32 protein-coding genes are annotated in these 26,529 nt (G+C 69.0%); 21 read left to right on the top strand and 11 right to left on the bottom strand.

Going from position 1 to position 26,529, the window contains the following annotated elements:
• Positions 1-2 precede the first annotated feature (2 nt).
• From OG801_RS14675 to rplI, 7 genes are all read left to right on the top strand, one after another.
• A complete protein-coding gene (locus tag OG801_RS14675) occupies positions 3-323 on the top strand; it encodes a metal-sensitive transcriptional regulator (RefSeq protein WP_045550265.1) in 321 nt (106 codons plus the stop codon).
• A gap of 33 nt (positions 324-356) precedes the next feature.
• A complete protein-coding gene (locus tag OG801_RS14670; protein WP_406036248.1) occupies positions 357-560 on the top strand; it encodes a heavy-metal-associated domain-containing protein in 204 nt (67 codons plus the stop codon).
• A gap of 5 nt (positions 561-565) precedes the next feature.
• A complete protein-coding gene (locus OG801_RS14665) occupies positions 566-3,724 on the top strand; it encodes a heavy metal translocating P-type ATPase (protein WP_406036247.1) in 3,159 nt (1,052 codons plus the stop codon).
• Between the two features lie 103 nt (positions 3,725-3,827).
• Positions 3,828-4,115 carry a 30S ribosomal protein S6 gene (gene rpsF, locus OG801_RS14660; protein WP_091044123.1) on the top strand — a complete coding sequence of 96 codons (288 nt, stop codon included), beginning with the start codon at positions 3,828-3,830 and terminating at the stop codon, positions 4,113-4,115.
• Positions 4,116-4,240: 125 nt separating this feature from the next.
• Positions 4,241-4,840, top strand: coding sequence for a single-stranded DNA-binding protein (locus OG801_RS14655; protein ID WP_355020411.1), 600 nt, complete (start codon positions 4,241-4,243; stop codon positions 4,838-4,840).
• Between the two features lie 97 nt (positions 4,841-4,937).
• Positions 4,938-5,174: a 30S ribosomal protein S18 gene (gene rpsR, locus OG801_RS14650; protein ID WP_008355445.1), complete on the top strand. Its 237-nt coding sequence runs from the start codon at positions 4,938-4,940 to the stop codon at positions 5,172-5,174.
• 11 nt (positions 5,175-5,185) lie between these two features.
• Entirely contained in the window at positions 5,186-5,638 is a 453-nt protein-coding gene (gene rplI / locus OG801_RS14645) for a 50S ribosomal protein L9 (RefSeq protein WP_141801967.1), read from the top strand.
• Positions 5,639-5,690: 52 nt separating this feature from the next.
• On the opposite strand, the gene OG801_RS14640 is transcribed toward rplI, so the two are convergent.
• Positions 5,691-6,266, bottom strand: coding sequence for a DinB family protein (locus tag OG801_RS14640; RefSeq protein WP_355020412.1), 576 nt, complete (start codon positions 6,264-6,266; stop codon positions 5,691-5,693).
• Positions 6,267-6,335: 69 nt separating this feature from the next.
• Positions 6,336-7,691 (bottom strand): MATE family efflux transporter, encoded by a 1,356-nt coding sequence (locus tag OG801_RS14635; protein WP_406036246.1) that lies wholly within the window; start codon positions 7,689-7,691, stop codon positions 6,336-6,338.
• 611 nt (positions 7,692-8,302) lie between these two features.
• Here OG801_RS14635 and dnaB point away from each other — a divergent pair.
• Complete coding sequence (dnaB, locus tag OG801_RS14630; protein ID WP_406029233.1) at positions 8,303-9,592, top strand: replicative DNA helicase; 1,290 nt, start codon at positions 8,303-8,305, stop codon at positions 9,590-9,592.
• A gap of 32 nt (positions 9,593-9,624) precedes the next feature.
• On the opposite strand, the gene OG801_RS14625 is transcribed toward dnaB, so the two are convergent.
• Positions 9,625-10,671: a ferritin-like protein gene (locus OG801_RS14625; RefSeq protein WP_406036245.1), complete on the bottom strand. Its 1,047-nt coding sequence runs from the start codon at positions 10,669-10,671 to the stop codon at positions 9,625-9,627.
• Between the two features lie 192 nt (positions 10,672-10,863).
• On the opposite strand from OG801_RS14625, the gene OG801_RS14620 reads away from it, so the two are divergent.
• The 4 genes from OG801_RS14620 (at position 10,864) to OG801_RS14605 (ending at position 13,620) form a co-directional block, all read left to right on the top strand.
• The gene (locus tag OG801_RS14620; protein ID WP_406036244.1) at positions 10,864-11,622 is read left to right on the top strand and encodes an SDR family oxidoreductase; all 759 of its coding nucleotides are present in this window, start codon (positions 10,864-10,866) and stop codon (positions 11,620-11,622) included.
• Positions 11,623-11,720: 98 nt separating this feature from the next.
• Complete coding sequence (locus OG801_RS14615; RefSeq protein WP_406036243.1) at positions 11,721-12,626, top strand: RNA polymerase sigma-70 factor; 906 nt, start codon at positions 11,721-11,723, stop codon at positions 12,624-12,626.
• Between the two features lie 45 nt (positions 12,627-12,671).
• Positions 12,672-13,052 carry a hypothetical protein gene (locus tag OG801_RS14610; RefSeq protein WP_406036242.1) on the top strand — a complete coding sequence of 127 codons (381 nt, stop codon included), beginning with the start codon at positions 12,672-12,674 and terminating at the stop codon, positions 13,050-13,052.
• Positions 13,053-13,272: 220 nt separating this feature from the next.
• Positions 13,273-13,620, top strand: a complete 348-nt coding sequence (locus OG801_RS14605; protein ID WP_406036241.1) for a hypothetical protein — start codon at positions 13,273-13,275, stop codon at positions 13,618-13,620.
• Here the strand turns inward: OG801_RS14605 and OG801_RS14600 are convergent.
• Together OG801_RS14600 and OG801_RS14595 are read right to left on the bottom strand one after the other, a co-directional pair.
• Complete coding sequence (locus OG801_RS14600; protein ID WP_406036240.1) at positions 13,617-14,057, bottom strand: iron chaperone; 441 nt, start codon at positions 14,055-14,057, stop codon at positions 13,617-13,619. The genes OG801_RS14605 and OG801_RS14600 overlap by 4 nt on opposite strands.
• Positions 14,058-14,132: 75 nt before the next feature.
• A complete protein-coding gene (locus tag OG801_RS14595) occupies positions 14,133-14,774 on the bottom strand; it encodes a class I SAM-dependent methyltransferase (protein ID WP_406036239.1) in 642 nt (213 codons plus the stop codon).
• A gap of 100 nt (positions 14,775-14,874) precedes the next feature.
• Here OG801_RS14595 and OG801_RS14590 point away from each other — a divergent pair, with 100 nt between their 5' ends.
• Both OG801_RS14590 and OG801_RS14585 read left to right on the top strand, forming a co-directional pair.
• Positions 14,875-15,852 carry a cyclase family protein gene (locus OG801_RS14590; protein ID WP_406036238.1) on the top strand — a complete coding sequence of 326 codons (978 nt, stop codon included), beginning with the start codon at positions 14,875-14,877 and terminating at the stop codon, positions 15,850-15,852.
• 43 nt (positions 15,853-15,895) lie between these two features.
• Positions 15,896-16,606 carry a CPBP family intramembrane glutamic endopeptidase gene (locus OG801_RS14585; protein ID WP_406036237.1) on the top strand — a complete coding sequence of 237 codons (711 nt, stop codon included), beginning with the start codon at positions 15,896-15,898 and terminating at the stop codon, positions 16,604-16,606.
• Positions 16,607-16,610: 4 nt separating this feature from the next.
• Here OG801_RS14585 and OG801_RS14580 read toward each other — a convergent pair whose 3' ends face one another.
• The 3 genes from OG801_RS14580 to OG801_RS14570 are packed head-to-tail and all read right to left on the bottom strand — an operon-like array spanning position 16,611 to position 18,795.
• Positions 16,611-17,522 carry an NAD(P)H-binding protein gene (locus tag OG801_RS14580; RefSeq protein WP_406036236.1) on the bottom strand — a complete coding sequence of 304 codons (912 nt, stop codon included), beginning with the start codon at positions 17,520-17,522 and terminating at the stop codon, positions 16,611-16,613.
• 9 nt (positions 17,523-17,531) lie between these two features.
• Positions 17,532-17,915: a pyridoxamine 5'-phosphate oxidase gene (locus OG801_RS14575; RefSeq protein WP_406036235.1), complete on the bottom strand. Its 384-nt coding sequence runs from the start codon at positions 17,913-17,915 to the stop codon at positions 17,532-17,534.
• A gap of 10 nt (positions 17,916-17,925) precedes the next feature.
• The gene (locus OG801_RS14570; RefSeq protein ID WP_406036234.1) at positions 17,926-18,795 is read right to left on the bottom strand and encodes a helix-turn-helix transcriptional regulator; all 870 of its coding nucleotides are present in this window, start codon (positions 18,793-18,795) and stop codon (positions 17,926-17,928) included.
• A 140-nt stretch (positions 18,796-18,935) separates the two neighbouring features.
• On the opposite strand from OG801_RS14570, the gene OG801_RS14565 reads away from it, so the two are divergent.
• The 5 genes from OG801_RS14565 to OG801_RS14545 all read left to right on the top strand — a co-directional run bounded on the left by OG801_RS14565 (position 18,936) and on the right by OG801_RS14545 (position 22,585).
• Entirely contained in the window at positions 18,936-19,790 is an 855-nt protein-coding gene (locus tag OG801_RS14565; RefSeq protein ID WP_406036233.1) for an SDR family oxidoreductase, read from the top strand.
• A gap of 104 nt (positions 19,791-19,894) precedes the next feature.
• On the top strand, positions 19,895-20,566 hold the full coding sequence (locus tag OG801_RS14560; protein ID WP_406036232.1) for an enoyl-CoA hydratase-related protein: 672 nt from the start codon (positions 19,895-19,897) through the stop codon (positions 20,564-20,566).
• 7 nt (positions 20,567-20,573) lie between these two features.
• On the top strand, positions 20,574-21,194 hold the full coding sequence (locus OG801_RS14555; protein WP_406036231.1) for a TetR/AcrR family transcriptional regulator: 621 nt from the start codon (positions 20,574-20,576) through the stop codon (positions 21,192-21,194).
• A 63-nt stretch (positions 21,195-21,257) separates the two neighbouring features.
• Positions 21,258-21,668: an ArsI/CadI family heavy metal resistance metalloenzyme gene (locus tag OG801_RS14550; RefSeq protein WP_406036230.1), complete on the top strand. Its 411-nt coding sequence runs from the start codon at positions 21,258-21,260 to the stop codon at positions 21,666-21,668.
• 26 nt (positions 21,669-21,694) lie between these two features.
• Positions 21,695-22,585: an NAD(P)-dependent oxidoreductase gene (locus OG801_RS14545; RefSeq protein WP_406036229.1), complete on the top strand. Its 891-nt coding sequence runs from the start codon at positions 21,695-21,697 to the stop codon at positions 22,583-22,585.
• A 43-nt stretch (positions 22,586-22,628) separates the two neighbouring features.
• On the opposite strand, the gene OG801_RS14540 is transcribed toward OG801_RS14545, so the two are convergent.
• Positions 22,629-23,243, bottom strand: coding sequence for a TetR/AcrR family transcriptional regulator (locus tag OG801_RS14540; RefSeq protein WP_406036228.1), 615 nt, complete (start codon positions 23,241-23,243; stop codon positions 22,629-22,631).
• 99 nt (positions 23,244-23,342) lie between these two features.
• On the opposite strand from OG801_RS14540, the gene OG801_RS14535 reads away from it, so the two are divergent.
• Positions 23,343-24,023, top strand: coding sequence for an SGNH/GDSL hydrolase family protein (locus OG801_RS14535; protein ID WP_355020432.1), 681 nt, complete (start codon positions 23,343-23,345; stop codon positions 24,021-24,023).
• A 29-nt stretch (positions 24,024-24,052) separates the two neighbouring features.
• Complete coding sequence (locus OG801_RS14530; RefSeq protein ID WP_406036227.1) at positions 24,053-24,841, top strand: pentapeptide repeat-containing protein; 789 nt, start codon at positions 24,053-24,055, stop codon at positions 24,839-24,841.
• 65 nt (positions 24,842-24,906) lie between these two features.
• On the opposite strand, the gene OG801_RS14525 is transcribed toward OG801_RS14530, so the two are convergent.
• On the bottom strand, positions 24,907-25,953 hold the full coding sequence (locus tag OG801_RS14525; protein WP_406036226.1) for an NAD(P)-dependent alcohol dehydrogenase: 1,047 nt from the start codon (positions 25,951-25,953) through the stop codon (positions 24,907-24,909).
• A gap of 32 nt (positions 25,954-25,985) precedes the next feature.
• Positions 25,986-26,444 carry a MerR family transcriptional regulator gene (locus tag OG801_RS14520; RefSeq protein ID WP_355020435.1) on the bottom strand — a complete coding sequence of 153 codons (459 nt, stop codon included), beginning with the start codon at positions 26,442-26,444 and terminating at the stop codon, positions 25,986-25,988.
• Positions 26,445-26,529 lie beyond the last annotated feature (85 nt).

Here is a 26,529-nt window from a genome sequence, read left to right as displayed (position 1 = left end):
GCATGGACGAGCACACCGGGCACGAAGGCCACGCGGATCACGGATACCTCCACAACAAGAACAAGGAGGCCTATCTCAAGCGCCTCAAGCGCATCGAAGGTCAGGTGCGCGGGCTGCAGCGGATGGTCGAGGACGAGGCCTACTGCATCGACATCCTCACCCAGGTCTCCGCCTCGACCAAGGCGCTCCAGGCGGTCGCTCTCGGACTGCTCGACGAGCACCTCGGTCACTGCGTCGCCGGCGCGGTCCAGAACGGTGGTGCCGAGGCCGACGAGAAGCTCGCCGAGGCCTCTGCTGCGATCGCTCGACTCGTCCGGTCCTGATTGTCAACAATCCAACAACCTAGAGAGATCCTCATGAGCACCCAGAACTTCACTGTCGTCGGTATGACCTGCGGACACTGCGCCTCCTCCGTCACCGAAGAGGTCACCGAGATCGCCGGCGTGAGCAACGTCGACGTCGACCTGGCCTCGGGCAACGTCACCGTCACCGCCACTGAGCCGGTCTCGGACGACGCCATTCGCGCGGCCGTCGAGGAGGCCGGCTACTCGCTGGCCTGATCATGATGACCCCCACCGCCGCGAACCCGACCGAGCAGCAGCTCGAGATCGAGGGCATGACCTGCGCGAGCTGCGTGCGCCGTGTCACCAAGGCCATCAGCCGTGTCGAGGGTGTCGAGGACGCCAACGTCAACCTCGCCACCGAGAGCGCCCTTGTTCACTTCGACCCCACCCGCACCGACCTCGCCGAGATCAGCGCCGCCATCGAGAAGGCGGGCTATCAGGCCGTCCTGAGATCGTCGACTGTCGACAATCCGCAGGAGCCTGAGGTCGAGGACGACCGGGACGTACGCCGCGAGACAGAGCTCGTCCAGCTCAAGCGGCGGTGGGTCACGGCTCTGGCGGTTGGGCTCGGCCTGATGGCGTTGATGTACGTCCCGCTACCCGTCGACGCGATGGAGCCGGTGATGTCGATCGTGCTCGTGGTCGCCGCGGTCACCCAGTGGTGGGCGGGTCGGGACATCTACCTCGCGGCGGTTCGAGGCGCACGCCACGGATCGGTCGACATGAACACCCTGGTCACGCTCGGCACCGGCATCGCCTTCGCCTACAGCGCCTTCGTGACCCTGTGGATGGGGCAGGCCGAGGCGTGGGGCCTGCCGCTCCACCTCTACTTCGAGACCGCCCTGGTCATCGTCGCGCTGGTGCTGATGGGCCGCTGGCTCGAGGCCCGGGCCAAGTCGCGTACGGCCGATGCGGTCAAGGCCCTCGTCGGCCTCATGCCGGAGACGGCCACGGTGATCCGCAACGGCCGTGATGTCACGGTCCCGGTCGCGAACCTGCAGGTCAACGACCGGATTCGCGTACGCGCCGGGGAGAAGATCCCGGTCGACGGCCGCATCGTCGCCGGCGCGTCCTACGTCGACGAGTCGATGCTCACCGGCGAGAGCGACCCGGTGCGGAAGGCCGACGGCGACATCGTCATCGGCGCGACTATCAACCAGACCGGCTCGTTCGAGATCGAGGCGACCGCGGTCGGCTCCGAGACCACGCTGGCGCAGATCATCGCCATGGTCGAGTCGGCCCAGGGATCCGGCACCAAGCTGCAACGTCTGGCCGACCGGGTATCGGCGGTGTTCGTGCCCGCTGTCCTCGTCGTGGCCGCACTGACCTTCATCGGCTGGCTCGTCCTCGGCCCCGACGCCGAGCGTCTGACCAGCGCCGTCACCGCGGCCATCGCGGTCCTCATCATCGCCTGCCCCTGCGCCCTCGGCCTGGCCACGCCGGCCGCCGTCATGGTCGGCGCCGGCCGCGCCGCCGAGCTCGGCGTACTCGTCGGCTCGGGTGAGACCCTGGAGCGCGCCCGCTCCGTCACCGCCATCGTCTTCGACAAGACCGGCACGATCACCCACGGCAAGCCCGAGGTCTCCGACATCACCCCGGCTCCGGGCTGGACCCGCGACGAGCTGGTCCGGATCGCCGCCGCCGCCGAGACCGGCAGCGACCATCCTCTTGCCACGGCGCTCCGAGCGCGCGCCGACGCCTCGGCCGACGCCGCGGACGCGGAGGTCTCGGAGTTCGAGGCCCACCCGGGCCGCGGGATCAGTGCGTACGTCGACGGACGCCGGGTCGTCGTCGGCAACGCGGCGATGCTGGCCGAGGAGGGCGTCGACGCCACCGACAACGGCTCCGTCCTGATCGCGGTCGACGGTGCGTACGCCGGGTCGATCCGGGTCGCGGACCAGATCCGCGACGAGGCCAAGGAGACGGTGCGCCTGCTCGAGGACTCGGGCGTCGAGGTGCACATCCTCAGCGGCGACGCCGCCGCGACGGTGGCGAAGGTGGCCGACGAGGTCGGCGTACGCCACGCCGCCGGCGGCCTGCTGCCCGAGCAGAAGCTCGCCCGGATCCAGCAGCTCCAGGACGAGGGCAAGGTCGTCGCGATGGTCGGCGACGGGATCAACGACGCCCCGGCGCTGGCCCAGGCCGACGTCGGGATCGCGATCGGCACCGGCACCGACGTCGCCCTGGCCGCCTCCGACATCACCCTGGTCGGCGGCGACCTCCGCGGCGTGGTCACCGCGCTGGCGCTCTCCCGTCGCACCGTCGCGACGATCAAGCAGGGCCTGTTCTGGGCGTTCGCCTACAACGTCCTCCTCATCCCTGTCGCCGCGCTCGCCCTTCTCGACCCGGTCCTCGCCGGCGCCGCGATGGCGATGAGCTCGGTCAGCGTCGTCACCAACGCGCTGCGTCTGCGCGGCTTCCGCCGGCCCGAGACGCCCGAGGCGTACGCCGGTCGGGGCTTCGTCACCCGCCTCCGCGACGGTGGATATCTCCTGGTCACCGCCGTGATCGCGATCTCGATCGGGGCCGGCCTGACGTACCTGTCGCGCACCGAGCCGGCGCAGCGTGGGATGAACGGCATCCTGGAGTGGGCGCAGGGGATGAGCCCGATGCGGCCGTCGATGACGGAGATGCACGAGGTCGACATCGCTCCCGTCGCCTCCGCCGAGTCGGGCATCGACGTCGCGATCACGCGGCGCGAGGGCGGGCTCCGGTTCCTCGTCACGGACGCCGCGACCGGTGATCCGGTGACCGACCTCGGTCGCACCCACCAGGCCTGGATGCACGTCATCGTGACCAGCCAGGACCTCTCCTGGTTCCGCCACCTGCACGCCGAGCCGACCGGCCGACCGGGCGAGCTCGAGACCGACGTGACCTTCCCCGCCGGAGGGACGTACCGCGTCGACACCGAGTTCCGTCGCCGGGCAGACATGGCCGACGTGCTCGACCGGCAGCAGCTCACCGTCGAAGGTACGCAGCCCCCGGCCGTCCCGCTGGAGGCGAGCCCGAGATCGTCGACTGTCGACAGTCTCACCGTCACGCTCGAGGGCACGCCGGTCGCCGACCAGCGGAGCGACCTGCACTTCAGGTTCGAGGACAGCACCGGGAAGGTTGTCGACGATCTACAGCCCTACCTCGGCGCGGCCGGCCACGTCGTGGTCATGAGCGCGGACGGCGAGACGTTCGTGCACGGCCACGCCGAAGGCGACGAGCTGGCGGTCCCCGGTGCCACGTTCGGGCCCGAGCTCGGGCTGCATCTGGACGTACCGAAGGCCGGTCTCTACCGCCTCTGGGCCCAGTTCCGCCTCGGTAATGGCGAGGTGATCACGGTGCCGTTCACGGTCGAGGCCGTGGATTCGGCCACGGAAACCGCTGGTTGATACCCTGACTCGTCCCTCTCCACAGACGGAGATGGGACATCGCATCAGCCCTCCTGCCATGGAGAGACCATGGCCGCCGAGTCCGTAGGAGGTGGAGAACGCTATGCGCGCCTATGAAGTAATGGTGATCCTCGAGCCCAGCCTCGATGAGCGCACCGTCGCCCCGACCCTTGACAAGTTCCTGAAGGTCGTCACCACTGATGGTGGCACCGTCGAGAACGTTGACGTCTGGGGACGCCGTCGTCTGGCCTATGAGGTCAACAAGAACGCCGAGGGCATCTACGCCGTCGTCAACCTGACCGCCGAGCCCAAGACCGTTCTGGAGCTCGACCGCCAGCTTGGCCTCAACGAGCAGATCCTGCGTACGAAGGTCATCCGTCCGTCCAAGTGACGCGGATGTCACCGTCGGCAATTGTCGGTGCGGGGTCCTATGTTGGGACCCACACGGCCAGTTCGAAATTTATTTGGAACTCCTGAACCGACACCGACACCCAGATCAGACTCAAGGGAGATCTCATGGCAGGCGACACCGTCATCACCGTGATCGGCAACCTCACCGACGACCCGGAGCTTCGCTTCACGCCGTCCGGTGCAGCCGTTGCCAACTTCACGATTGCTTCGACGCCCAGCAGCTTCAACCGCCAGACCAACGCGTGGGAGGACGGGGAGACCCTCTTCCTGCGCTGCTCGATCTGGCGCCAGGCTGCTGAGAACGTCGCCGAGTCCCTGCAGCGCGGCATGCGTGTCGTCGCTCAGGGTCGCCTGAAGTCGAGGTCCTACGAGACGCGTGAGGGCGAGAAGCGCACTGTCTTCGAGCTCGAGTGCGACGAGATCGGTCCCTCGCTCCGCTACGCGACCGCCAAGGTCACCAAGGCCAGCCGCCAGTCCGGCGGCCAGGGTGGTGGCGGCGGTTACAACCAGGGTGGCGGCGGCGGTGGCTACAACCAGGGTGGCGGCTACGGCGGCCCCCAGGGCGGTGGCCAGCAGGCTCCGGCCGGTGGCAACGACCCGTGGGCCTCGCCGGCTCCGCAGCAGCCCGCCAACGCGGGCGGCGGCGCGCCGGCCAACGACCCGTGGGCGGCCCCGGGCGTGGGCAACGACGAGCCTCCCTTCTGATCAACAGATCCACATTCCGAATCCCTCAACCATTCCGGTACTCAACCCATATGCCGCTCCGCGGCTGGGGCCGGGCTTCTAGAAAGGAAGCACCACAATGGCCAAGGCAGTGATTCGCAAGCCTAAGAAGAAGGTTTGCCAGTTCTGCAAGGAGAAGGCGACCGGTGTCGACTACAAGGACGCCACCCTCCTCCGTAAGTTCATCTCCGACCGCGGCAAGATCCGCGCCCGTCGCGTGACCGGCAACTGCGTCCAGCACCAGCGCGACGTGGCCATCGCCGTCAAGAACGCGCGCGAGGTTGCTCTGCTGCCCTACACCTCCACCGGTCGCTGAGGAGGATCGACATGGCTACCAAGATCATCCTTCAGCAGGAGGTCACCGGGCTGGGTTCCGCCGGTGACGTCGTCGAGGTCAAGGACGGCTACGCCCGCAACTACCTGATCCCGCGTGGCGACGCCATCCGTTGGTCCCGCGGCGCCGAGTCGCAGGCCGACTCGATCAAGGCTGCGCGCTCGGCTCGCTCCGTGCGCGACGAGGCTCACGCCGCCGAGATCAAGGGCAAGCTCGAGGCCAACACGGTCAACGTGAAGGTCCGCTCCGGCAAGGACGGCCGCCTCTACGGCGCCGTCACCGCCGCCGACATCGCCGCCGCGGTCTCCGAGACCACCGGCGAGTCGATCGACAAGCGCACCATCGCGCTGGGCAACCCGATCAAGGCGCTCGGTGCTCACGAGGTCTCCGTCAAGCTCCACGACGAGGTGTCCGCCAAGCTGGCCCTCAACGTGGTCCCCGCTTGATCTAGGGATTCCACACAGGCCCGCCTCCTCCGGGAGGCGGGCCTGTTCGTTTTCAGAACTTGTTCGCGATGTCGGTCAGCTTGGCGACGTACGCCGGCCAGTCGTACTCCGACGGGATGTTGTCGCCCGACTTGCGCCAGCCGACGGCGCCGTCGGCCTCTTCGCGAAGGATGTCGGCCTGTCCGCCGTGACCGGCGAGATCGGCGAAGAGGTGCACCAGGATCTGGTGCAGGGTGACTTCCTCGTTGCCCCAGTGCGGCACATGCCCGATGGCGTCCAGAGACAGCGCCTCGATCGTCTCGTCACCGTGCGCGATGACCCGACGGTAGAGGTCGATGATGCCCTCGATCGTCTCGTCCTCGGTGGCGTACCAGTCCGCCTGCGGGTCGATGTCCCACTGCTCGTCCGAGATCAGCTGCTCGGGATGCGGGTACGGACGCCCGAACGTCGCCCCGAGATAGACGGCCTCGACCCCGGTGACGTGCTTGATGATGCCGAGAAGATTGGTGCCCGTCGGTGTACGCGGCAGCCGCGCCTCCCGCTCCGAGAGGCCCTCGACCTTGGAGATCAGCGCCTCGCGGCGGGCGTCGATGTACTTCTTCAAGGTGGTCTTCGGGTCGGTCGCCATGGGATGACCATGGCGTGCGCCCGGGCTGGGCACAAGTGAGTATGTGGGACCGATGCCTGGAGACCGGGCTCAGGCGCCGGTGACCAGCCAGCGGTCGCTGCGCGCACGGAGCGTCAGCACCACGAAGCGGGCGCCCATGAAGCCGACCGCGAAGGTGATCCACACCCACACCAGCCCACCGCCGAGGGCGACCGCCAGCGCGACGAGCGGGACATAGGCGACGAGGGTCCAGACCCCGCCCCAGGCCAGATAGCGCCCGTCGCCGGCACCGATGAGCACCCCGTCGAGCACGAAGACGACACCCGCGATCGGCTGCGCGATCGCCGCCACGATCACCACCGGCACCAACAGCTCCCGCACCGCCTGGTCCTGGGTGAAGAGGGCGCCGAGGAACGGGGAGAGAGCAGCCAGGAGTACGCCGGCCGTGACCCCGATCACGACGCCCCACCACACCATCCGGGCCGTGATGGCCCGGGTCTCCCGGGTGTCGCCGGCCCCCAGCGACCGCCCGGTCAGCGCCTGTGCGGCGATCGCGATCGCATCGAGCACGAACGCCAGGAACGTCCACAGCGTGAAGGCGATCTGGTGGGTCGCCAGGGCGACGGCCTGGTCGCCGACGGCGAGGTGGGTGACGGCGTACGTCGTGACCAGCAGCGCCATGCGCAGCGTCAGCGTTCGGACCACGAGGGCCACCCCGGCCCGCGCGGAGGCCCGGATCCCGGGCGCATCCGGGCGCAGCGGCACGCCTTGGCCGCGGGCGGCTCGCACCACGACGTACGTCAGCATCCCGGCCGCCAGGACCTGCGCGATCACCGAGCCGATCGCCGAGCCGGCGATGCCGAGCCCGGCGCCGTAGACGAGGGCGAGGTTGAGCACGATGTTGAGTACGTTGGCCACGACCGCCGCGACCAGCGGGGTCTTGGTGTCCTGCAGCCCACGGAGCACGCCGGTGGCCGCGAGCATCATCAACAGCGGTGTCACGCCGAGGACGGCGATCCGGAGGTAGGTGGTCGCCGGGCCGACCACCTCGTCGCCCGCTCCGACCGCCCGGCTGAGCGGCTCGGCCAGCACCATCACCGGGATCGTGACGACGACCCCGATGATGACTGCGAGCCAGATCCCGTCGATGCCCTGCCGGAGCGCGCCAGCGGTGTCGCCGGCGCCGATGCGGCGGGCGACCGATGCTGTGGTGCCGTACGCGAGGAAGACGCAGAGCCCGACGATCGTCTGGAGCACGACGCCCGCGACACCGAGGCCGGCGAGCTCGCGGGTGCCGAGGTGGCCGACGATCGCGGAGTCCGCCAGCAGGAAGAGCGGCTCGGCGACGAGGGCCAGAAAGGCGGGGATCGCGAGCCGCCAGATCTCCTTGTCGAGGCCTCGGCGGTCGGTCTTCGAGTAGCTCTTCGCATCCGCCCGGCTCGTCACGGTCTCAAGGTTAAACACCGTCGGCGCGGGGTGTTGTTCAGGGCAGGTGGAAAACCTGTGGAAAACGTCGTTGCGGCGCTATGTCGACAAAACGCCCAAGGGGGTACGACGATCTCGGCGATGAATCCCGATGGGCTGCCGACTTTCTTTCGTCCACAACCTATGGACAACAAAGTCCCAGGTCAGAGGTGCTTTACCAATCAGGTGACCCTAGTTATGCACAGGCAGTTCCCCAGGCTGTTCACATTGACCAGGGTGTCGTCCACCGCTATCCCCCGGTTATCCCCAGGGCCTGTGGATAACCTGCTGTCGCCGATGTGGGATGCGACGTAAGGTCGCAGAGACTTGAGGTGTCGTCGAGGGTCGGCCCAGGACTGCGCAAGCAGAACTGTCGGTGCCCACCTCTAGCGTGGGACCGAATCGACCGAGATCACGCCGCGACGAACCGCAGACCACGGAGGGGCAAGGGAATGAGCGTCACTGAGACCGGCTCGATGGGCGGTCCGGGTGACTTCCCGGAGCCGCCGTTCGAGGAGTGGGGCGACGGCCCTGCGGCGTACGAACCGGGCAACGCCCCGCGCGCGGTCAACGACCGCACGCCACCGCAGGACATGGCTGCCGAGCAGGCCGTCCTCGGTTCGATGCTGATCTCTAAGGACGCCATCGCCGACGTCTCCGAGACGCTGCGCGGCACCGACTTCTACCGGCCGACGCACGAGACCATCTACGACGCGATCATCGACCTCTACGGTCGCGGCGAGCCCGCCGACATGGTCACCGTCGCCGACGAGCTGCGCCGCAAGGCTGAGCTGGAGCGCATCGGTGGCGCCCCTTACCTGCACACGCTCGCCTCCAACGTCCCGATCGCCGCCAACGCCGGTTACTACGGCGAGATCGTCCGCGAGAAGTCGGTCCTGCGCCGCCTGGTCGAGGCCGGCACCAAGATCGTGCAGATCGGCTACGCCGGCGAGGGCGAGGTCGACAACATCGTCGACGAGGCCCAGGCCGAGGTCTTCAAGCTCACCGACAAGCGCTCCGGCGAGGACTACTCCCCGCTCGCCGACATCATGGACGGCGTCCTCGACGAGATCGAGGCGATCTCCAACCGCGAGGCCGGCCTCTACGGCGTCCCCACCGGGTTCGCCGACTTCGACGAGCTCACCAACGGCTTCCACGGCGGCCAGATGATCATCGTCGCGGCTCGTCCGGCTATGGGCAAGTCAACCCTTGCCTTGGACTTCTGTCGCGCGGCCTCGATCCACAACAACCTGACCAGCGTCTTCTTCAGCCTGGAGATGAGCCGCTCCGAGATCACCATGCGTCTCCTCTCGGCCGAGGCCAAGGTGCCGCTCAACCACATCCGCAACGGCAACATGTCCGACGACGACTGGAACAAGCTGGCCCGCAAGATGGGTGAGGTCTCCAGCGCGCCGATGTTCATCGACGACAGCCCCAACATGACGATGATGGAGATCCGGAGCAAGGCCCGAAGGCTCAAGCAACGCCACGATCTCCGGCTCATCGTCATCGACTACCTCCAGCTGATGAGCTCCGGCAAGAAGGTCGAGTCCCGTCAGCTCGAGGTCTCGGAGTTCTCCCGTCAGATCAAGCTGCTGGCCAAGGAGCTCGAGGTCCCGATCATCGCGTTGTCCCAGCTCAACCGTGGTTCCGAGCAGCGCGCCGACAAGCGCCCGGCGGTCTCTGACCTCCGTGAGTCAGGATCGCTGGAGCAGGACGCCGACATGGTCGTCCTCCTCCATCGCGACGACGTCTACGAGAAGGAGTCGACCCGCCCCGGCGAGGCCGACGTGATCATCGCCAAGCACCGTAACGGCCCCACCCGCGACCTCGTCGTCGCCTTCCAGGGTCACTACAGCCGCTTCGTCGATATGGCCCACTGACTCGGGCGAGGAGGACTCGCCAGAGCCGCGCTTCAGTTCCGTTGCTCGGGTGGTACGTACTCGAAGGACGGGCCGGCGGTGGTCCTCCCGTCGCCGGTCGGCATCTTCATCAGCGCCATCGCCTGCTTGCGGAGCCCGAACATGGCGCCGACAGCGTCCTGCATCTGGCTGGTAGCGCCGTTGAAGGCCTGTTCGAGCAGGTACAGAACCAGGCTGTAGGTCTGGTTGAACTCCTCTTGGGCGACGCGGATGGGGCTGCCTTCCGGGTAATCGGCCGTACGCGGGTTGGGCCGCATCGGCAGGACACCGTCGAAGTCGATCGCGATCTCCTTGCCGGTCGGTCCGGACTGTGGCGTGTCCCCGGTCTGGTAGCGGCGGCCCAGGCGGAGCTCCTGGAACCTGTAGTAGTGCGCGACCTCGTCCCGGTCCGGGTGGAAGACGTCGCGATCGCCGTCCCACACGTTCGTACGCGCTGCCCCTTCGCCCTGCTCGACGATCTCCGCCAGCGCGGCCGACGCGGACTTCAGGTCGACGACCGGCAGCACCCCGCCGCCGCCACCCCTGAGGTGGAACTCGCCGATCTGCCGGGCCGGATCGCCGCTGAACACGTTCTCCTCGCCCAGCTGGTCGCACAGGGCGCGCAGGCCGGCGTCGATGGCGGCGTAGAACTGCCCGATCGTCTGATACTCGTCACCCTGCGGAGGCGCGTCGACGGACGCCGGCTGCTCGATGCGTAGGAACAGCTCGAGCGCCTCGGGGCCGAACGGGACGAGATGGACGTGGACGGACCGGTCGCCGTGGGGCAGCGGATGGGGGTACGCCGGGAGCAGCTCCGGCGCGTCCAGCTTGGGAGAGCCGCCGACGGCGTTGAGCAGGTTCGCGGCCAGCGCCAGATGGATCATCTCCTCGGCAAGGACCGTGCCCACGACCTGGGCGGCCTCGGGGTTGCGGGCCGGGTCCAGGGAGTAGAGCGCGCACAGGTAGGGAGGAATCGTCGCGTGCTCGAGCTCGATCGCCCACTGCAGGTGGCGGCGGAGATCGTCGATCGTGTCGATGGCGTGGGCGCCATGGGTGTCCATGAGGTACCTCGGTTCGTCAGGTCGGGTGTCTCCAGCCAGGACCGGACCGCCCCTCGGTTTGTGACGAGGACCGAAAGTGGACGGCCGATCGCATCCGCCGTCGGACCTTCTGTCACAAACCGCAGGCCTGTCCGGTCCTGACTGATGAGCGACGTTCCGGATCGGCCCGGGACGCGAGATGGAAGGAACACCATGAAGATCGTCGTGATCGGCGGAACTGGCCTGATCGGCTCGAAACTCGTCCGGAAGCTGGCCGAGCACGGCCACGAAGCGGTGCCCGCGTCACCCGACTCGGGCGTGAACACCCTGACCGGTGAAGGGCTGGCCGAGGTGCTGGAGGGCGCTGAGGTCCTGGTAGACGTCTCGAACTCGCCCTCGTTCGCCGACGATGCCGTGCTGGACTTCTTCCGTACGTCCACCGGAAACCTCCTTGCCGCCGAGGAGGAGGCTGGGGTCGGACACCACGTGGCCTTGTCGGTCGTCGGCACCGAGCGTCTCGCCGAAAGCGGCTACTTCCGCGCGAAGATCGAGCAGGAGAGGCTGATCAAGGAGTCCGGACGGCCGTACTCGATCGTGCACGCCACGCAGTTCTTCGAGTTCGTGGGCAGCATCGCCCAAGCGGCTACCGAGGGAAACACGGTCCGCCTGTCGGATGCGCGGATCCAGCCCATCGCAGGCGATGACGTGGCTGCCGCGGTTGGCCGGGTCTCCGTGGGCACGCCGCTGAACGGCACTGTCGAGGTGGCGGGTCCCGAGCAGTTCGGTCTCGACGAACTGATCCGCACCGGGCTGAGCTACCGCGGTGACGCCCGCGAGGTCGTCACCGACCCGGAGGCGCGCTACTTCGGTGCCCTGCTGGACAAGGACATGCTCCTGCCGGGTCCCGACGCGCAGCTGTCTGCCACCCGGTTCGCCGACTGGCTGCCGCTGAACCCGCCGCCGGCGAAGTGATCACGACCGATCACGATCGTCGGGCGGCGGCACGCTGAGAGCCTCTAGAGTTTGGCTGGTGCCGGACGGCGATCGAGAGACGACGGTGGGGGCGTTGGATGACTGACTCCGAGGTGCGCGATCTCGGTGACGCGGAGGATCTCGAGGCAGCCACGGCTGTCTTCACCCAGGTGCGGCCGCGCCTGTTCGGGATCGCGTATCGCATGCTCAGCAGCGTCACCGAGGCCGAGGACCTGGTGCAGGACGTGTGGCTGCGCTGGCAGGCGTACGACCGGTCCACGGTGGCCAACCCGGAGGCGTTCTTGGCGACCACCACCACCCGGCTGGCCATCAACGTCCTCCAGTCGGCGTGGAAACGGCGCGAGACCTACATCGGGCCGTGGCTGCCCGAACCGGTTGACACCGGGGCGGACCCGTACCTGGGTGCCGAGCGGGCCGAGGCTCTGCAGTTCGCCTCCCTGCTGCTGATGGAGAAGCTCACCCCGAGCGAACGCGCCGCCTACGTCCTGCGAGAAGCCTTCGAATACTCCTACGCGCAGATCGCGGACATCCTGTCCTCGACCGAACCAGCCGTACGTCAGCTGGTCAGCCGGGCGCGCAAGCACATCGCCAGCGAGCGGCGGGCGCCGGTGGCCGCGGAAGAGCAGCAGGAGCTGCTGACCACGTTCCTCACCGCTGCCCGCGCCGGCGACCTGACCGCGTTGGAGCGGCTCTTCACACCGGATGTGACCAGCCTGTCCGACGGCAACGGCCGGACGGGTATCGCCCGTACGCCGCTCGTCGGCGCGGAGCGGGTCGCGAAGTTCCTCAAGGCGATCTCCACCTGGTTCTGGGACGGCGTCGAGGTGCGCTGGACGACGACGAACGGACAGGCGTCCGCCGTACTCGTCCGCGACGGCTCCGCGTACGGCCTGGTCACCGTCGACGCCACCGCCGAAGGCATCGATCAGGTGCTCTGGCTGGTCAACCCCGAGAAGAACAAGGGCGTGTCCGCCGCAGGCTGAGTCGCCGATGGACACACCTGCGACCGCGAAAGAACGGGGCACGATGTGCGCACATCCTGGGGTCCGCTCGATCGACACGCCCTGGTCGTCCGCCGGTTCGCCGACGCCTGTGGCCGGGGAGACGTCACCGCACTCACCGCCGTCCTGGGCGTCGAGGTCGTCGGCACCTGCGACGCCGGCGGACTCGTACCCGGACCTGACGAGCCTCTGCACGGTCAGGCGGAGGTCGCCCGCTTGGTCACGACGCTGTGCGGGCAGACCGGTGTCGACCTGGCCGTCGAGTCCGTCAACGGCCGCGCCGGGCTGGTCCTGCGCGAGGGCTCTCGCGCTGTCGCGGTCATCGGCGCGGCGACGACCGGGTACGAGATCGCGACGCTGTGGATCGTGCTCAACCCGGCCAAGCTGGGCGACTGGCATCGCAGTTGACCGGGCCGTTCAGCTCGCCGGCGCCTCCTGGAGGGCACGGACCTCGACCGCCTCGCGACCCCGACGCCACGGTGGCCGCATGGGGCCGACCGGCGCGCGGCTCGAGGCAGGAAGCCGCGCGACGCGGCAGGCGACGATGTTCGGCGACGCCGTCGGTTCCGGCTCTTCCGTCGCCGCTGAGCGTCTCGGATCAGCGCCACGCGTTCGGTACGCTCCCTCAATGGCCGACCTCGATGCTGTCGAAGACCGGATCTGGGCGCTACTCGAGCGTTACCGCAACGAGCTCGAGGACGCGACGATCTACGGGATGCCGTCGCTGCGCTGGCCGGGTTCGGGTGCCCATGACTACTTCGCCGCGGTCAAGCGGAGCGCGCAGAAGGTGAGCCTCTACGCGATCGCCGTCGACACCTGGCCGGAAGCGCTCGAGGGCTCTTCGGAGGCGTTCCGCAAGCGGCGTACGGGCAAGGCGACCTTCTCCTTTCCCATGTTGGACGAGGAGATGGCCGCCGAGCTCGACGGGTTCCTGGAGCGGCTCTACCAGCGCTACCGCGAGCATCACGCCGGCTAGCGGACCGCCCGCTTCACCAGTTCGGTGAGCTTCTCCTCGACGGCCGGCGTCATCGAGGTCACGGCGAAGACGGTCGGCCAGATGTCGCCGTCGTCGAGCTTCGCCCACTCCTGGAAGCCGACCTCGGCGTAGCGCATCTTGAACTTTCCGGCGGACTTGTAGAAGACCACGACCTTGCCGTCGGAGTTGGCGTAGGCGGGCATGCCGTACCAGGTCTTGGGGGCGAGGTCGGCCGCGTGCGTGGTGACGATCCGGTGGAGCGTCTCGCCGATCGCGCGGTCGTTGTCGTCCATGGCCTCGATCTTCTCAAGGCAGTCCGCGAGGTCGGCCTCGGCCTTCTTGCTGCCGGTCCCACGCTTGGCGGCCGTCCGGCGCTCGGCGGCGGCCTCCTTCATGGCGGCCTTCTCTTCCTCGGTGAACGTGCTGCTCTTCGCCATCGGTCTTTCCTTCCTAGCTGGTCTGTTGAGACGAGCCTAAGGAGGCAGGCGCTCCGTACGCTTCTTCGTTCCTGATCAGTCGGGGAGAGGTTTCCGGGCGAAGACGATCGCGCCCGGGACCTCGTCGTCGGGCCGCATGAGGAGCTCGGCCTCGATGCTGAACCCGGCCTCGCGCAGCCACTGGGAGATCTGCTCGGGCGTACGGCGATGGGTGTCGACGCTGATCGCGCGCCCGGTGTAGCCGGTGGTCGAACGCTGAGTCTCGTCGCCGACGTGGAACCCGACCAGCACCGGGCCGCCGGGCCGCAGCACCCGCCGGAACTCCTCGAACACTCCGGGCACCGCCGCGTCGGGGATGTGGATGACCGACCAGAAGGCGAGTACGCCGCCGAGAGATCGGTCCGCCAGCGGCAGATCGGTCATCGACCCGACCTCGAACCCGAGATCGGGATGGTCCTGCCGGGCGATGGCGATCATCTCGGGGGAGAGGTCGATCCCGAACGCGTCGACGCCGAGGTCGTGCAGATGCCGGGTGACGTACCCCGGGCCACAGCCGACATCGGCCACCGGCCCGCCGTCACGCACGGTCTCGGCGAACACCGCCAGTCCGGCACGCAGGTACGGACGATCGTCCAGCAGGCCGCGTACCTTCTCGGCATAGCCGGCGGCATCGGTGTCGTACGACTCGCGGGTCTCGTTCAGCCAGTTGTCGGGCATCGAAAATTGACTCTAGGGCACGGCGAAGCGCGAGATACTGAGGCGAGCCGCGTGGGGGCACGGCATCCAGCCGGTCTGAGAGAGACGAACGGACACCACCATGACGACGCATGACCGCCCGAGCAGGGCCGAGCTCCACGACCGGCCCGGATCGCTGCGAGGCACTTCCTGGGAGCTCTTCGAGGACCCGTGGCGAGGCACACCGTCGTTCGCGGACGAGCAGAGCGTGGTGGCCGCGGCCGGTCTCGTCCAGCTGGGCGAGACCTTCGGGCTGGACTACCCGATCAACGCGTTCATGCCCGGGATGTCCAGGACCGAGAAGCCGGCCGAGCACGTCATCTACGGCAACGGCCCGGCTCACCGCGCCGATTATCTCGACGGCTACTACCTCCAGTCCTCGACCCAGGTCGACGGGCTGCGTCACCGGCGCGCCGACGATGTCGGGTTCTACGGCGAGACCGCCGACGAGCTGATCATCCCGGGGACCGAGGAGATCGGCATCCAGGTCTGGGCCGACCGCCCCATCGTCAGCAGGGGAGTCCTGGTGGACATCGCAGGCCTCCTCGCCCGGCGCGACGAGACTCTCGACCACGAGGCCGGCCAGCCGATCCCGTACGACTACATCGACCAGGCTCTCACCGCGCAGGCGATCGAGCTGCGTGCCGGTGACATCGTCATGCTCCACACCGGGTGGTGCGAGTGGTTCCTCGAGCTCACCGCCGAGCAGAAGCTGGCTCAGCAGGCCCTCGGCCGCGCCACCGGCATCGAACAGAGCGAGGAGGTCCTCGACTGGGCCTGGGACTCCGGTCTCGCCCTGCTCGCGGCGGACACCTTCGCGGTCGAGTGCCTGCCGGCCGTGCCCGGATCGCCCTTCGTCCGGTCGGCGCCGAACGACCGCGGCATGATGCACCAGGAGTTCCTGGCCAAGCTCGGCATGCCGCTCGGTGAGCTGTGGCGGCTCGGGCCGTTGGCACGTCGCATGGACGCGCTGCAGCGGTGGGAGGCCTTCCTCAGCGTCAAGCCGCTCAACGTCACCGGTGCGACCGGCTCACCGGCGAACGCCGTCGCGATCATCTGACGTACGTTGGACGGGAACGCAGCACCGGAGCGAGGGGAGTGCCGTGCGCAGCTGGGTGCGCAGGTCCTTGTGGGACGTCGTGCCGCGCGATCACCGTCAGAGCGACGCCGGCCTGCGGCGCCGACAGTTGGTCACGATCGGATTCGTGGTGCTCGGTGCGTTGGTGCTCGGAGTATCGCTCCGCATCGAGCCGGGCAGCGTCTGGTTCTATCCGGCGGCCTTCGCCCTGGCCGGAGTCTGGGCCGTCGGCGCCTTCGCGTCCGGGCCGCTGCACCTGGGACGGATCGGCGCCTGGCGCCGGCAGGAGGGGGAGGAGCGACGGCGGCTCGTACGCCCGGTTCTGCCACCGATCCTGCTCGGCCTCGGTCTGGCCGGGGTCTTCGTGATCGGCGGTCTCGTCGTGCGCGAGATCCCGTGGCTGGACCGGCAGGTGCGCTCGGTGCTCGACTTCGCCGACGAGGGCTCGCTCCCGATCCTGGTCGTGGTGACGGCCGTCAACGGGGTGGCGGAGGAGCTGTTCTTCCGCGGCGCCGTCTACGCCGCCCTACCTCGCCATCCGGTCGCCTGGACGTCGGTGGCCTATGTGATCGCGACGCTCGCGACCGGCAACGTGATGCTGGCCTTCGCCGCGATCCTGCTCGGGGTCGTGGTCGGCCTCGAGCGGCGTGCGTCCGGTGGCGTACTCGCGCCGATCCTCACCCACTGTGCGTGGTCGCTGTCGATGCTGCTGGCGCTGCCGCTGCTCTTCGGCTGAGGTCTCAGACGCCCTTGCCCTCAGCCAGCCGCTCGGCCAGGGCACGTCGCACGGCCTCGCGATAGGGCAGCGGCTCGCCGGGCACGACCTCGAGGATGCGCCGGTCCTGCGCGACCACCTCGGTGGTCATCGAGTCGATCAGGTTGCGCCCCGTGGTCAGGTCGACATCGGTCACCAGCGCCAGCCAGTACGACGACAGTCGCGGTGTGAGCACCGGCACCGGGACCACGGGGATCGTTCGGCCCGTGGCCACCTCGGAGGCGACGGTCAGCATGTCGAGGTACGTCATCGCCTCGGGACCCCCGATCTCGAAGATCTCGCCGACCGCGTCCTCGTTGTCGATGACGCCCGCGAGGTAGCGGATCACGTCGTCGACGGCGATGGGCTGGGTCCGCGTGGCGGTCCACCTCGGCACGACCATGGCGGGGAGGTTCTTGACCAGCTGCCGGGTCAGCTCCCAGGAGACGCCGCCGTGGCCGACGACGATCGCGGCCCGCAGCACCGTGACCGGGACGCCGGCCTCACCGAGCAGGGCCTCGACCTCGCGGCGAGAGCGCAGGTGGGGAGAGAGGTCCCCGTCATCGTCGCCGAGGCCGCCGAGGTAGACGATCTGGCGCAGGCCGGCCCGAGCTGCGGCGGCCCCGAAGGACCGTGCGGCCCGGGCGTCGCGCTCCTCGAAGTCGTCGTGGTCGAGCGAGTGCACAAGATAGATCGCCACGTCGACCCCGTCGAGCGCGGGCGCCAGGGTGGCCGGGTCGTTGACGTCAGCACCCACCGGTTCGCCGGGGCCGTCGTAGTCGTCCGGCCGCCGGGTCATCGCACGCACCGTGGTGCCGCTTCGGGTCAGCTCCGCGACCAGCCGCCGACCGATGAAGCCGGTCGCGCCGGTGACGAGCACGGTGGGCGAGGTCTCCATGGGTCGAGCCTACGGACGCGGCGAGTCGACCGGCCGGCAGTCCTGCCCGCAACCGTCCTCGGGCACGGGTCCGGACGCGTGCGAAGCCGGCCGGTGCAGCACGGCGCCGGTCGGCGTCACCAGGACATCGGATCCCTCGACGCGGCCGGTGCCGTCGACGATCAGCGCATGGTCGCGCGGCGTGAGCGGGGCGTACGTCAGGGTGAGCACCGGATTGGTGGCCAGGTTCGCACGGGTGCCGCCGCCGGGATCCGAGATCCGCAGCGTCGAGCCCTCGACGACCGGATCCACGACCACGACCTTGATCCGCTCGCCCGCGGTGGTCAGCAGGAAACCGCTGCCGAACCGCTCGAGGGTCGAGGCGAGATCGGGCAACGCGACCGGGATGCTCATGTCCCTCACCCTAGTTCGCGGCGAGGACCGCGAGAGCTGCTTCGGTCGACGAGCCGGGTTCGGGCACGTACGTCACCAGGTTGGTGCTGCTGCCCGGATCCACAGAGAGTGACTCGAAGGGCAGGTCGAGATCGCCGACCACGGGATGGTGCAGCTTCTTCACCCCGGTCGTATGGATGCGTACGTCATGCGCTGCCCATCGCACTCGGAACTCTTCGCTGCGGGTGCTGAGCTCGCCCACCAGATCGGAGAGCTCGCGGTCGTAGGGATTGCGGCCGGCCTCCGCGCGAAGCAGGGCGACGGTGTCGTCAGCGGCCTTCTCCCACTCGCGGAAGAAGGTGCCGGCGGAGTCCTCGAGGAAGACCATCCGGGCGGTGTTCACCGGCTCGCCGGAGCCGTACCACGGAGAGAACACCGCTCGCCCCAGCGAGTTGACGGCCAGCACGTCGAGGTGCCCGTTGAGCACCATGGCCGGCACGCCGTTCAGGGCGTCCACCAATCGCTCGATCGTCGGGCGTACGCTCCGGGGCGCGGGGGACCGGCGGCGCCTGGCGATCTGCGCCGGACCGCCCGCGGTGCGGATCAGGTCCATGAGATGCGCACGCTCGGCCGTGTCGAGCTCGAGCGCCTGGGCGATGCCGTCGACGACGCTCTCGGAGACCCCGGTGGCGTCGCCGCGCTCCAGCCGGATGTAGTACTGCGGCGAGACGCCGACGAGGAGCGCGGCCTCCTCGCGGCGTAGGCCGGGCACTCGCCGCCGCTCGCCTCCGTAGCTCGGAAGACCCGCCTGATCAGGGGTGATCCGAGCACGACGCGTGCTCAGGAACTCCCGGATCTCGGCTCGCGCCGCATCCCGGCGACTGGGCACGTCGGAGGTCATGCCTCCACTGTAGGAGCCTGCGAGCCCGGGAGAGGGTCACTGCCGGTGACCCTTCCGAGCGGGCCTTCTTGCGACCCTTCCGCGCTGGTTCAGTGATAGGTGGCGCCCAGCAGGGAGCCGACGAACGAGAGGGAAAGCGCATGACAGGGAAGAACAAGAAGAACGTCTGGCTCGTGACGGGTGCGGGCCGAGGCCTGGGCGTCGACATCACCCGCGCGGCCCTGGCCGCCGGGCACGCGGTGGTCGCCACCGCACGGAACCCGAAGAGCGTCACCGAGGCGTTGGGCGAGCACGACGATCTGCTGCCCGTCGCCCTCGACGTCACCGACCCGGCAGCGGCCGAGGCCGCCGTCCAGGAGGTGGTCGAGCGGTTCGGCCGCCTCGACGTACTGGTCAACAACGCCGGCAGCTTCCAGGCCGGCTTCTTCGAGGAGATGACGCCCGATGCGTTCCGCTCCCAGATCGAGACCACCTTGTTCGGCCCGATCAACCTCATCCGAGCCACCCTGCCTCAGCTCCGCCTGCAGCGAGACGGCCTGGTGATGACGATCTCCTCCACCGCAGGCATCGCGCCGGCGGGCGACTTCCTCACCGCGTACGCCGCCTCGAAGTTCGGTGTCGAGGGGTTCATGGAGGCGCTCGGTCCGGAGATCGCTCCGTTCGGGATCCGGACCATGCTCGTCGAGCCCGGCTTCTTCCGCACCGAGCTGCTCACCCCGCAGTCCACCCACTACGCCGCGCCATCCATCTCGGACTACGCCGACCGCTCGGCCGCGACCGTGGAAGCCTGGCGAGGCATGGACGGCAAGCAGAGCGGCGATCCCGTGAAGCTCGCCGACGCGCTCGTCCGTCTGGCGGCTCTCGACGAGCCTCCGCTGCGCTTCGCGGCCGGTGCCGACGCCGTGGAGACCTTCGAGACCAAGGCTCGTACGTTGCAGGAGCAGGCCCACGCACACCTAGAACTCTCCACCAGCCTCTCCCACGAGATCGGGTGACCTGCGCCACCGATACGCCATTTTTAGAGCAGCGCTCTGTTACTCTCGGTGGTCTACACCCGGGCCCGGCGCCGACGCGGGTCATGACTTGAAGGAGCAATAGCGTGGTCACCATCTCCAGTGACGGACCGGTATGGACACTCGACCTCGGGGGCGACGAGAACCGCTTCTCGCCCGACTGGCTCGAGGCAGTCGGCTCAGCCCTCGACCAGATCGAGTCGACGACCGAGCCGGCGGTGCTCGTCACGATCGGCGGCGGCAAGTTCTACTCGAACGGGCTCGACCTGGAGTGGCTGGGGCAGAACCTCGACCAGCACGACACGTACGTCGCCCGAGTCGAGGACCTCTTCGCGCGGATCCTCACGTTGCCGGTTCCGACGGTCGCCGCGGTCAACGGGCACGCGTTCGGTGCGGGCGCGATGCTGGCGATGGCGCACGACTACCGCGTGATGCGTGAGGACCGCGGCTACTTCTGCTTCCCCGAGGTCGACATCCACATCCCCTTCACCGTGGGGATGAATGCCCTCGTCACCAGCAAGCTGACCCCGCGCACGGCGCTCGACGCGATGGCGACCGGGCGCCGCTACGGCGGAGGTGACGCCACGGCCGCCGGCATCGTCGACGCCGCCGCCTCGTCGGAGAAGCTGCTCGAGACGGCCGCAGGCTTCGTACGCGACCTGGCGGGCAAGGACCGAGCCACCCTCGGCACGATCAAGGCCCGGATGTTCGCTGACGTCGTGAAGGCGCTCGGCGCCGGCAACGACGACCCTGCCTGACCCCGTCATGGGACGTCCGCGGCAGTACGACCTCGACGACCTTCTCGCGCATGCCCGGGATCTCTGGATCGGGCGAGGCGTCGACGGCCTGACGATCCGAGCGCTGAGCTCGGCGTCGGGTGCCTCCAACGGAGCGGTCTACCACGCGTTCGGGTCGCGCGACGGCCTCCTGGCCCGGGTCTGGGCCGAGGAGGCCGGCCGCTTCCTCACGTTCCAGCGCGACCAGGTGGCTGAGGCGATGCGCGAGGGCGACGCCACCGCGGCACTGGTCGCGGCGGCGCTCGCTCCCGCGGCGTACGCGAAGGACAACGAGGACGGGGCCCGGCTCCTGCTGGCCGCCACCGCGGACGATCTGCTGACCTCGGAGCTCGACGAGGAGGGACGTACGCAGCTCCTCGGACTCCAGAAGGAGCTCGGCGCGCTCCTCGTCGAGCTCGCCGAAGCGCTGTGGGACCGGCGCGACCGTGCTGCCGTCACGACCGTGCGCCACTGCGTCGTCACCATGCCCGGGGCGCTGCTGCTGAACGCCGTCCGCATCACCGACCCGATTGCCCGGCATTCCCTCGGGCATGCGGTTCGTGGGATCGCATCCGCCTCGCCTCCACGGTCGGCCGCCCTAAAACATTGACAGTTGTCGATATGAGATGCAGAGTCCTATATCGACAATCATCGATATGTTCTAGGGGATCCCATGTCACGCATCCAGCTCGCGCTCAACGTCGACGATCTCGAGGAGTCGGTCGCGTTCTACTCGACCCTGTTCGGCGTCGAACCGGCCAAGACCAAGCCCGGCTACGCCAACTTCGCGGTCGCCGAGCCGCCCCTCAAGCTGGTTCTCGTCCAGAACCCCGGTCAGGGCGGCACCATCAACCACCTCGGCGTCGAGGTCGCTGACACCGAGACGGTCGACGCCGAACAGACCCGGCTGCACGCTGCCGGGTTCGCATCGGTCGACGAGCGGGGCACCACCTGTTGCTACGCCAAGCAGGACAAGTTCTGGGTCGAGAACGCCCCGAACGATGAGCGGTGGGAGGTCTACACCGTGCTCGCCGACAGCGACACCGGCGGCGCGACTGAGCCCGCCGCCGCGGGCTGCTGCTGACCGAGACGGACATCGAGGTCGAAATGATGAGCAACCACGATGACGCTCGGGCCGATGTCGCGGTCCTCGGGCTCGGGGCGATGGGCACTGCGCTCGCACAGGCCCTCCTCGCCGCCGGGATTCGCACGGTGGTCTGGAACCGGACACCGGGCCGGGCTGACGGCTTGGCCACGGACGGAGCCCGGGTCGCCGAGACCTCCGCAGAGGCCGTCGCCGCCGAGCTGGTCCTGGTCTGCGTCTCCGACTACGACGCGGTGAGGGGCGTGCTGACGCCGATCGAGGACCGGCTCGCCGGCCGGGTCGTCGTCAACCTCACCTCCGGCTCGTCCGCGGAGGCACGGAGCATGGCGGCATGGGCAGCCGACCGAGGCGCGAGCTACCTGGACGGTGCGATCCTGGCGGCGCCGGCCGAGGTCGGTGCCGCGGACACGGTGATCCTGTTCAGCGGTCCGCAGGAGGCGTACGACGCGCACCGGCAGTCCTTCGAGACCGTCGCGGGCAGGGCGACCTACCTCGGCGCGGACCCCGGGCTCTCGTCGCTCCACGACGTCGCAGTCCTCGCGCTCATGTGGTCGGTCCTCAACGGGTTCCTGCATGGGGCGGCGGTTCTGAAGCGCGCCGGTGTCCGGGCCGAGGCCTTCTTGCCCCTCGCGCGGGACGGGATCAGCACCACGGCCGGATGGCTCGATGCGTACGCCGCGCAGGTGGATGCCGGTGACCACCCCGGGGACGACTCGACGATGGCGACCCATGTCGCCGCCATGCAGCACCTTCTCGAGGAGACCGTCAGTGCTGGCGTCGACACGACCGTCCCGGCGGCGTTCAAGGCGCTCGGCGACCGTGCGCTCGAGGCCGGTCTGGCCGACCGGGGCTACACCGCCCTCGTCGATCTGCTGTTGAGCGACCGGAGTCACTGACCCGCGTACGTCGGCTGCGCCACCGGGACGAGCACGACGCGGGTCATCGGACCTCCTCCGGGACGCCGATGATCCGCCGCATGCCCTGGTAGGCGTGGTCGGCGGCCCGGGTGTCGCCGTGGAGGAGGCGGGCCGGGGTGATGAACGAGGCGAGCGACTCGAGGCCGAACACGACCGACTCGATGTCGGTGTCCTCGGGCAGGTCACCGGTCTCGACAGCGGCGGTGAGGTCGGCCCGCAATGTCTCTCGCCACTGGTTGCGGCCCTCGAGCAGCCGCTCATGGACGGCGCCGTCCCGCCCGTCGTAGTCGTAGGTCACCTGGGTCATCAGGCACCCGCCGGGGTACCCGGGGTCCGCGGCGTACTCCGTCCAGGCGTCGCACGCGGCCAAGAGTCGGGGCAGGCCACGCGGGAACCGCTTGACCGTCTCCCAGACTCGGGTGCGAAAGTCGGAGAAGACCAGCCCGACCGTCTCCAGTTGAAGCGTCTCCTTGGTGCGGAACTGGCCGATCACCCCCGACTTGCTCATCTGGACGATCTCGGCCAGCCGCCCGATCGTCACGCTGTCCAGGCCCTCGACCGACGCCAGGTCGGCGGCTGCCTTGACCACGCTTCGTCGGGTCTCGAGTGCCGCCTGCGCGGATGCACGTCCTGCCATGGGGCCAGTTTAGCGCACGAACGATCGCTATTGCATAACGTACGATCGTGCGCTTAATCTGATCGAGCGTCCGCGACCCAGACCACGAAGGAGACGCCGATGACCGAGATCCGCGAGCTGCGCGACAGCTTCGAGCTGGAGGCAGCAGATCCCTACTGCACCGACCCCGAGACCGCAGCCGAACGGCTCGGTCACCTGCCCTGGCAGCGGCTCGCCGTGCTCGGCGACAGCGTCACGGCCGGGGTGCGGGGCCCGCTGGACGGCTACCGCGACGAGTCCTTCGCCGAGCGTCTGGTGAGCGCGCTGGCGAGCACCCGCCCCGCCTTCGAGGCGGTCAACCTCGCCGTCCCATACCTGACCGTCGCCGAGATCCGGGACGTGCAGCTCGAGCCGGCGCTGGCCTTCGCACCCGACGCCGTGCTCGTCAGTGCGGGCGGGAACGACGCCTTCAATCCGTACGATCCGGACCAGCTGCGCAAGGAGCTCGAGCTGCTCCTGGTGCCGCTGGCCGAGAGCGGCGCCGTCGTTCTCACCGTCGGGCTCTTCGACCTCGCTCGGTCCGGGCTGGTGCGGGCCGAGGAGGCCGCGGACATGGCCCAGCGCTTCGACACCCTCGACCGGATCACCGCCGAGATCACCCGGAGCCTGGGCGGCATCCACATCGACACTCATCACCACCCTCTTGCGGCCGACCCCGACATCTACGCCCGTGACCGCATCCACGGCAACGCTCGCGGCCACGCGGTCGCCTTCGCGGCTATCGTCGACGCGCTCGCCTGACCGACGTGCGGCTGCGGGAGGATGAGGAGGTGACCCGCCCCGACTCCGCGTACCGCTCGGACTGCTCCCGATGCGCCGGCCTCTGCTGCGTCGCGCTGTCCTTCACCCGCTCGGCGGACTTTCCCGAGGACAAGGCGGCCGGCGATCCGTGCCGTCACCTCGGCCCCGACTTCGGTTGCGGGATCCACGACCGGCTGCGCGACCGCGGCTACAACGGATGCACGGTCTTCGAGTGCTCCGGCGCCGGTCAGCAGGTCACCCAGGTGACCTTCGGCGGCGCGGACTGGCGTACGGAGCCGGACCTGCGGCAGAGCATGTTCGACGTCTTCGACGTGATGCGGCAGCTCCACGAGATGCTGGCCCTGCTCGAGGAGGCGGCCTGGCGCGGCACCGCGACCGATCTCTCCGAGGCGACCGAGCTGGTGTCCGCGGCAACGGCTGGCGCTGCCGAGCAGGTCCTCGCCACCGACATCCCCGCGCTCCGCACGGTCGTCGGGAATGCGCTCCGGCAGGTGAGTACGGAGGTACGCCGCCCCGCCGGCCCTGCGCTGAGCGGCGCCGACCTCGTCGGCCGGGACCTGCGCCGGCGAGACCTGCGGAGCGCCGACCTCCGGAGCGCTCTCCTGATCTCCGTCGACCTGCGCGGCGTGGACCTGGCCGATGCCGACCTGCTCGGCGCCGACCTCCGCGATGCCGCGGTAGCCGGTGCGGACCTGTCCCGAGCGCTCTTCCTCGGCCAGGCGCAGGTCAACGCCATGCGTGGAGACGCGAGCACGCGCCTGCCGGACGGCCTCGCCCGCCCCGCGCACTGGAAATAGGCCGAAATGGCGAGAGCGGCAGCCGGACCTGGGTCCGGCTGCCGCTCTCGCGTGGTCGTGACGGATCAGGCCAGCGTGGCCGTGTCGATCACGAAGCGGTAACGCACGTCGGAGGCCAGGACCCGGGCGTACGCCTCGTTGATCTGGTCCGCCGAGATCACCTCCACCTCGGAGCCGATGCCGTGCTCGGCGCAGAAGTCGAGCATCTCCTGGGTCAGCGCGATGCCGCCGATCATCGAGCCGGCGAAGTTGCGGCGGTTGGTGATCAGCGAGAACACGTTGACGCTCAACGGCTCCGCGGGCGCGCCGACGTTGACCATGGTGCCGTCCACGGCGAGCAGGCCGAGGTAGGCGTCGAGGTCGATCTTCGCGCTGACGGTGTTCACGATCAGGTCGAACGAGCTGGCCAGCTGCTCGAACGTCGCCGGGTCGGAGGTGGCGTAGTAGTGGTCCGCGCCGAGGCGCAGCCCGTCCTCCTGCTTCTTTAGCGACTGCGAGAGCACGGTGACCTCGGCACCCATCGCGTGGGCGATCTGGACGCCCATGTGACCCAGCCCGCCGAGGCCGACGATCGCGACCTTCTTGCCCGGACCGGCGCCCCACTTCTTCAGGGGCGCGTACGTGGTGATGCCGGCGCACAGGAGCGGCGTCGCGGCCGCCGCATCCATGCCCTCGGGCACCTTGAGCGCGAAGTGGGCGTCGACTACGACGTGGGTCGAGTAGCCGCCCTGGGTGAACGAACCGTCGCGGTCCTTCGCGGCGTACGTCCCGACGCCGCCGCCGGGGGTCGAGCAGTGCTGCTCGTCGCCGTTGCGGCAGTTGTCGCACTCGCGGCACGAGTTCACGAAACAGCCGACGCCGACGCGGTCGCCGACCTTGTGGTTGGTGACCGACGAGCCGACCTCGGTGACGCGGCCGACGATCTCGTGGCCCGGGACGACCGGGAACGGCTGCGGGCCCCAGTCGCCGTTGACGGTGTGGATGTCGGAGTGGCAGATGCCGGCGAACTCGATCGCGATGAGGACGTCTTCGGCGCCCACCTCACGGCGCTCGATGGTGATCGGTGCCAGCGGCTCGCCGGCGGAAGGTGCTGCGTACGCGTTGACGCGCATAGGTGTCTCCTGAGTCTGAGATGGGTGGTGGATCAGTGGTTCTCGCGGCTGCGGATCTGGTCCGCCAGGGTGTGTGCCTGCGCGCCGATCTCCTCGGCGCGGACCTGCTCGCCGGCGGCGACAGCGCGCCAGTAGTCGGTCTTGAGACCGACGTAACGCCGCCGCAGCTCGAGGTTCTCGGCCTCGCGGGCGAGGTGAGCGGCGTGCTCGGTGAGCATGTCGATCTGCTCGGCGGCACCGTCGCTGCCGAGGCGACTGTTGGCGACGTACGTCCGCATGTCATCGATCGAGAGGCCGATCGCCGCCAGGCAGGCGACGCCGGTCAGCTGGTCCAGGTCGGTCTCGTCATAGACCCGGTGGCCGCTGCTGGCGCCGCGGCTGACCGGGGAGATCAGCCCGATCGTCTCGTAGTAGCGCAAGGTGCTGGCCGGCAGTCCGGTCAGCGTCGCCACCTCTCGGATCGTGTACGTCCGAGTCATTGATGCAGTCACACCAATGACGCTAAGAACTTCAAGTACTTGAAGTCAAAGGGATGATTTGTCGACTTGTGTATTTGCCTTGCCGGGTGCCCGCGGC

The sequence above is a fragment of the Nocardioides sp. NBC_00163 genome, from assembly GCF_045206295.1.
In the GTDB taxonomy this organism is placed as follows: domain Bacteria; phylum Actinomycetota; class Actinomycetes; order Propionibacteriales; family Nocardioidaceae; genus Nocardioides.
This window is presented reverse-complemented; position numbering and strand designations above follow the sequence as displayed.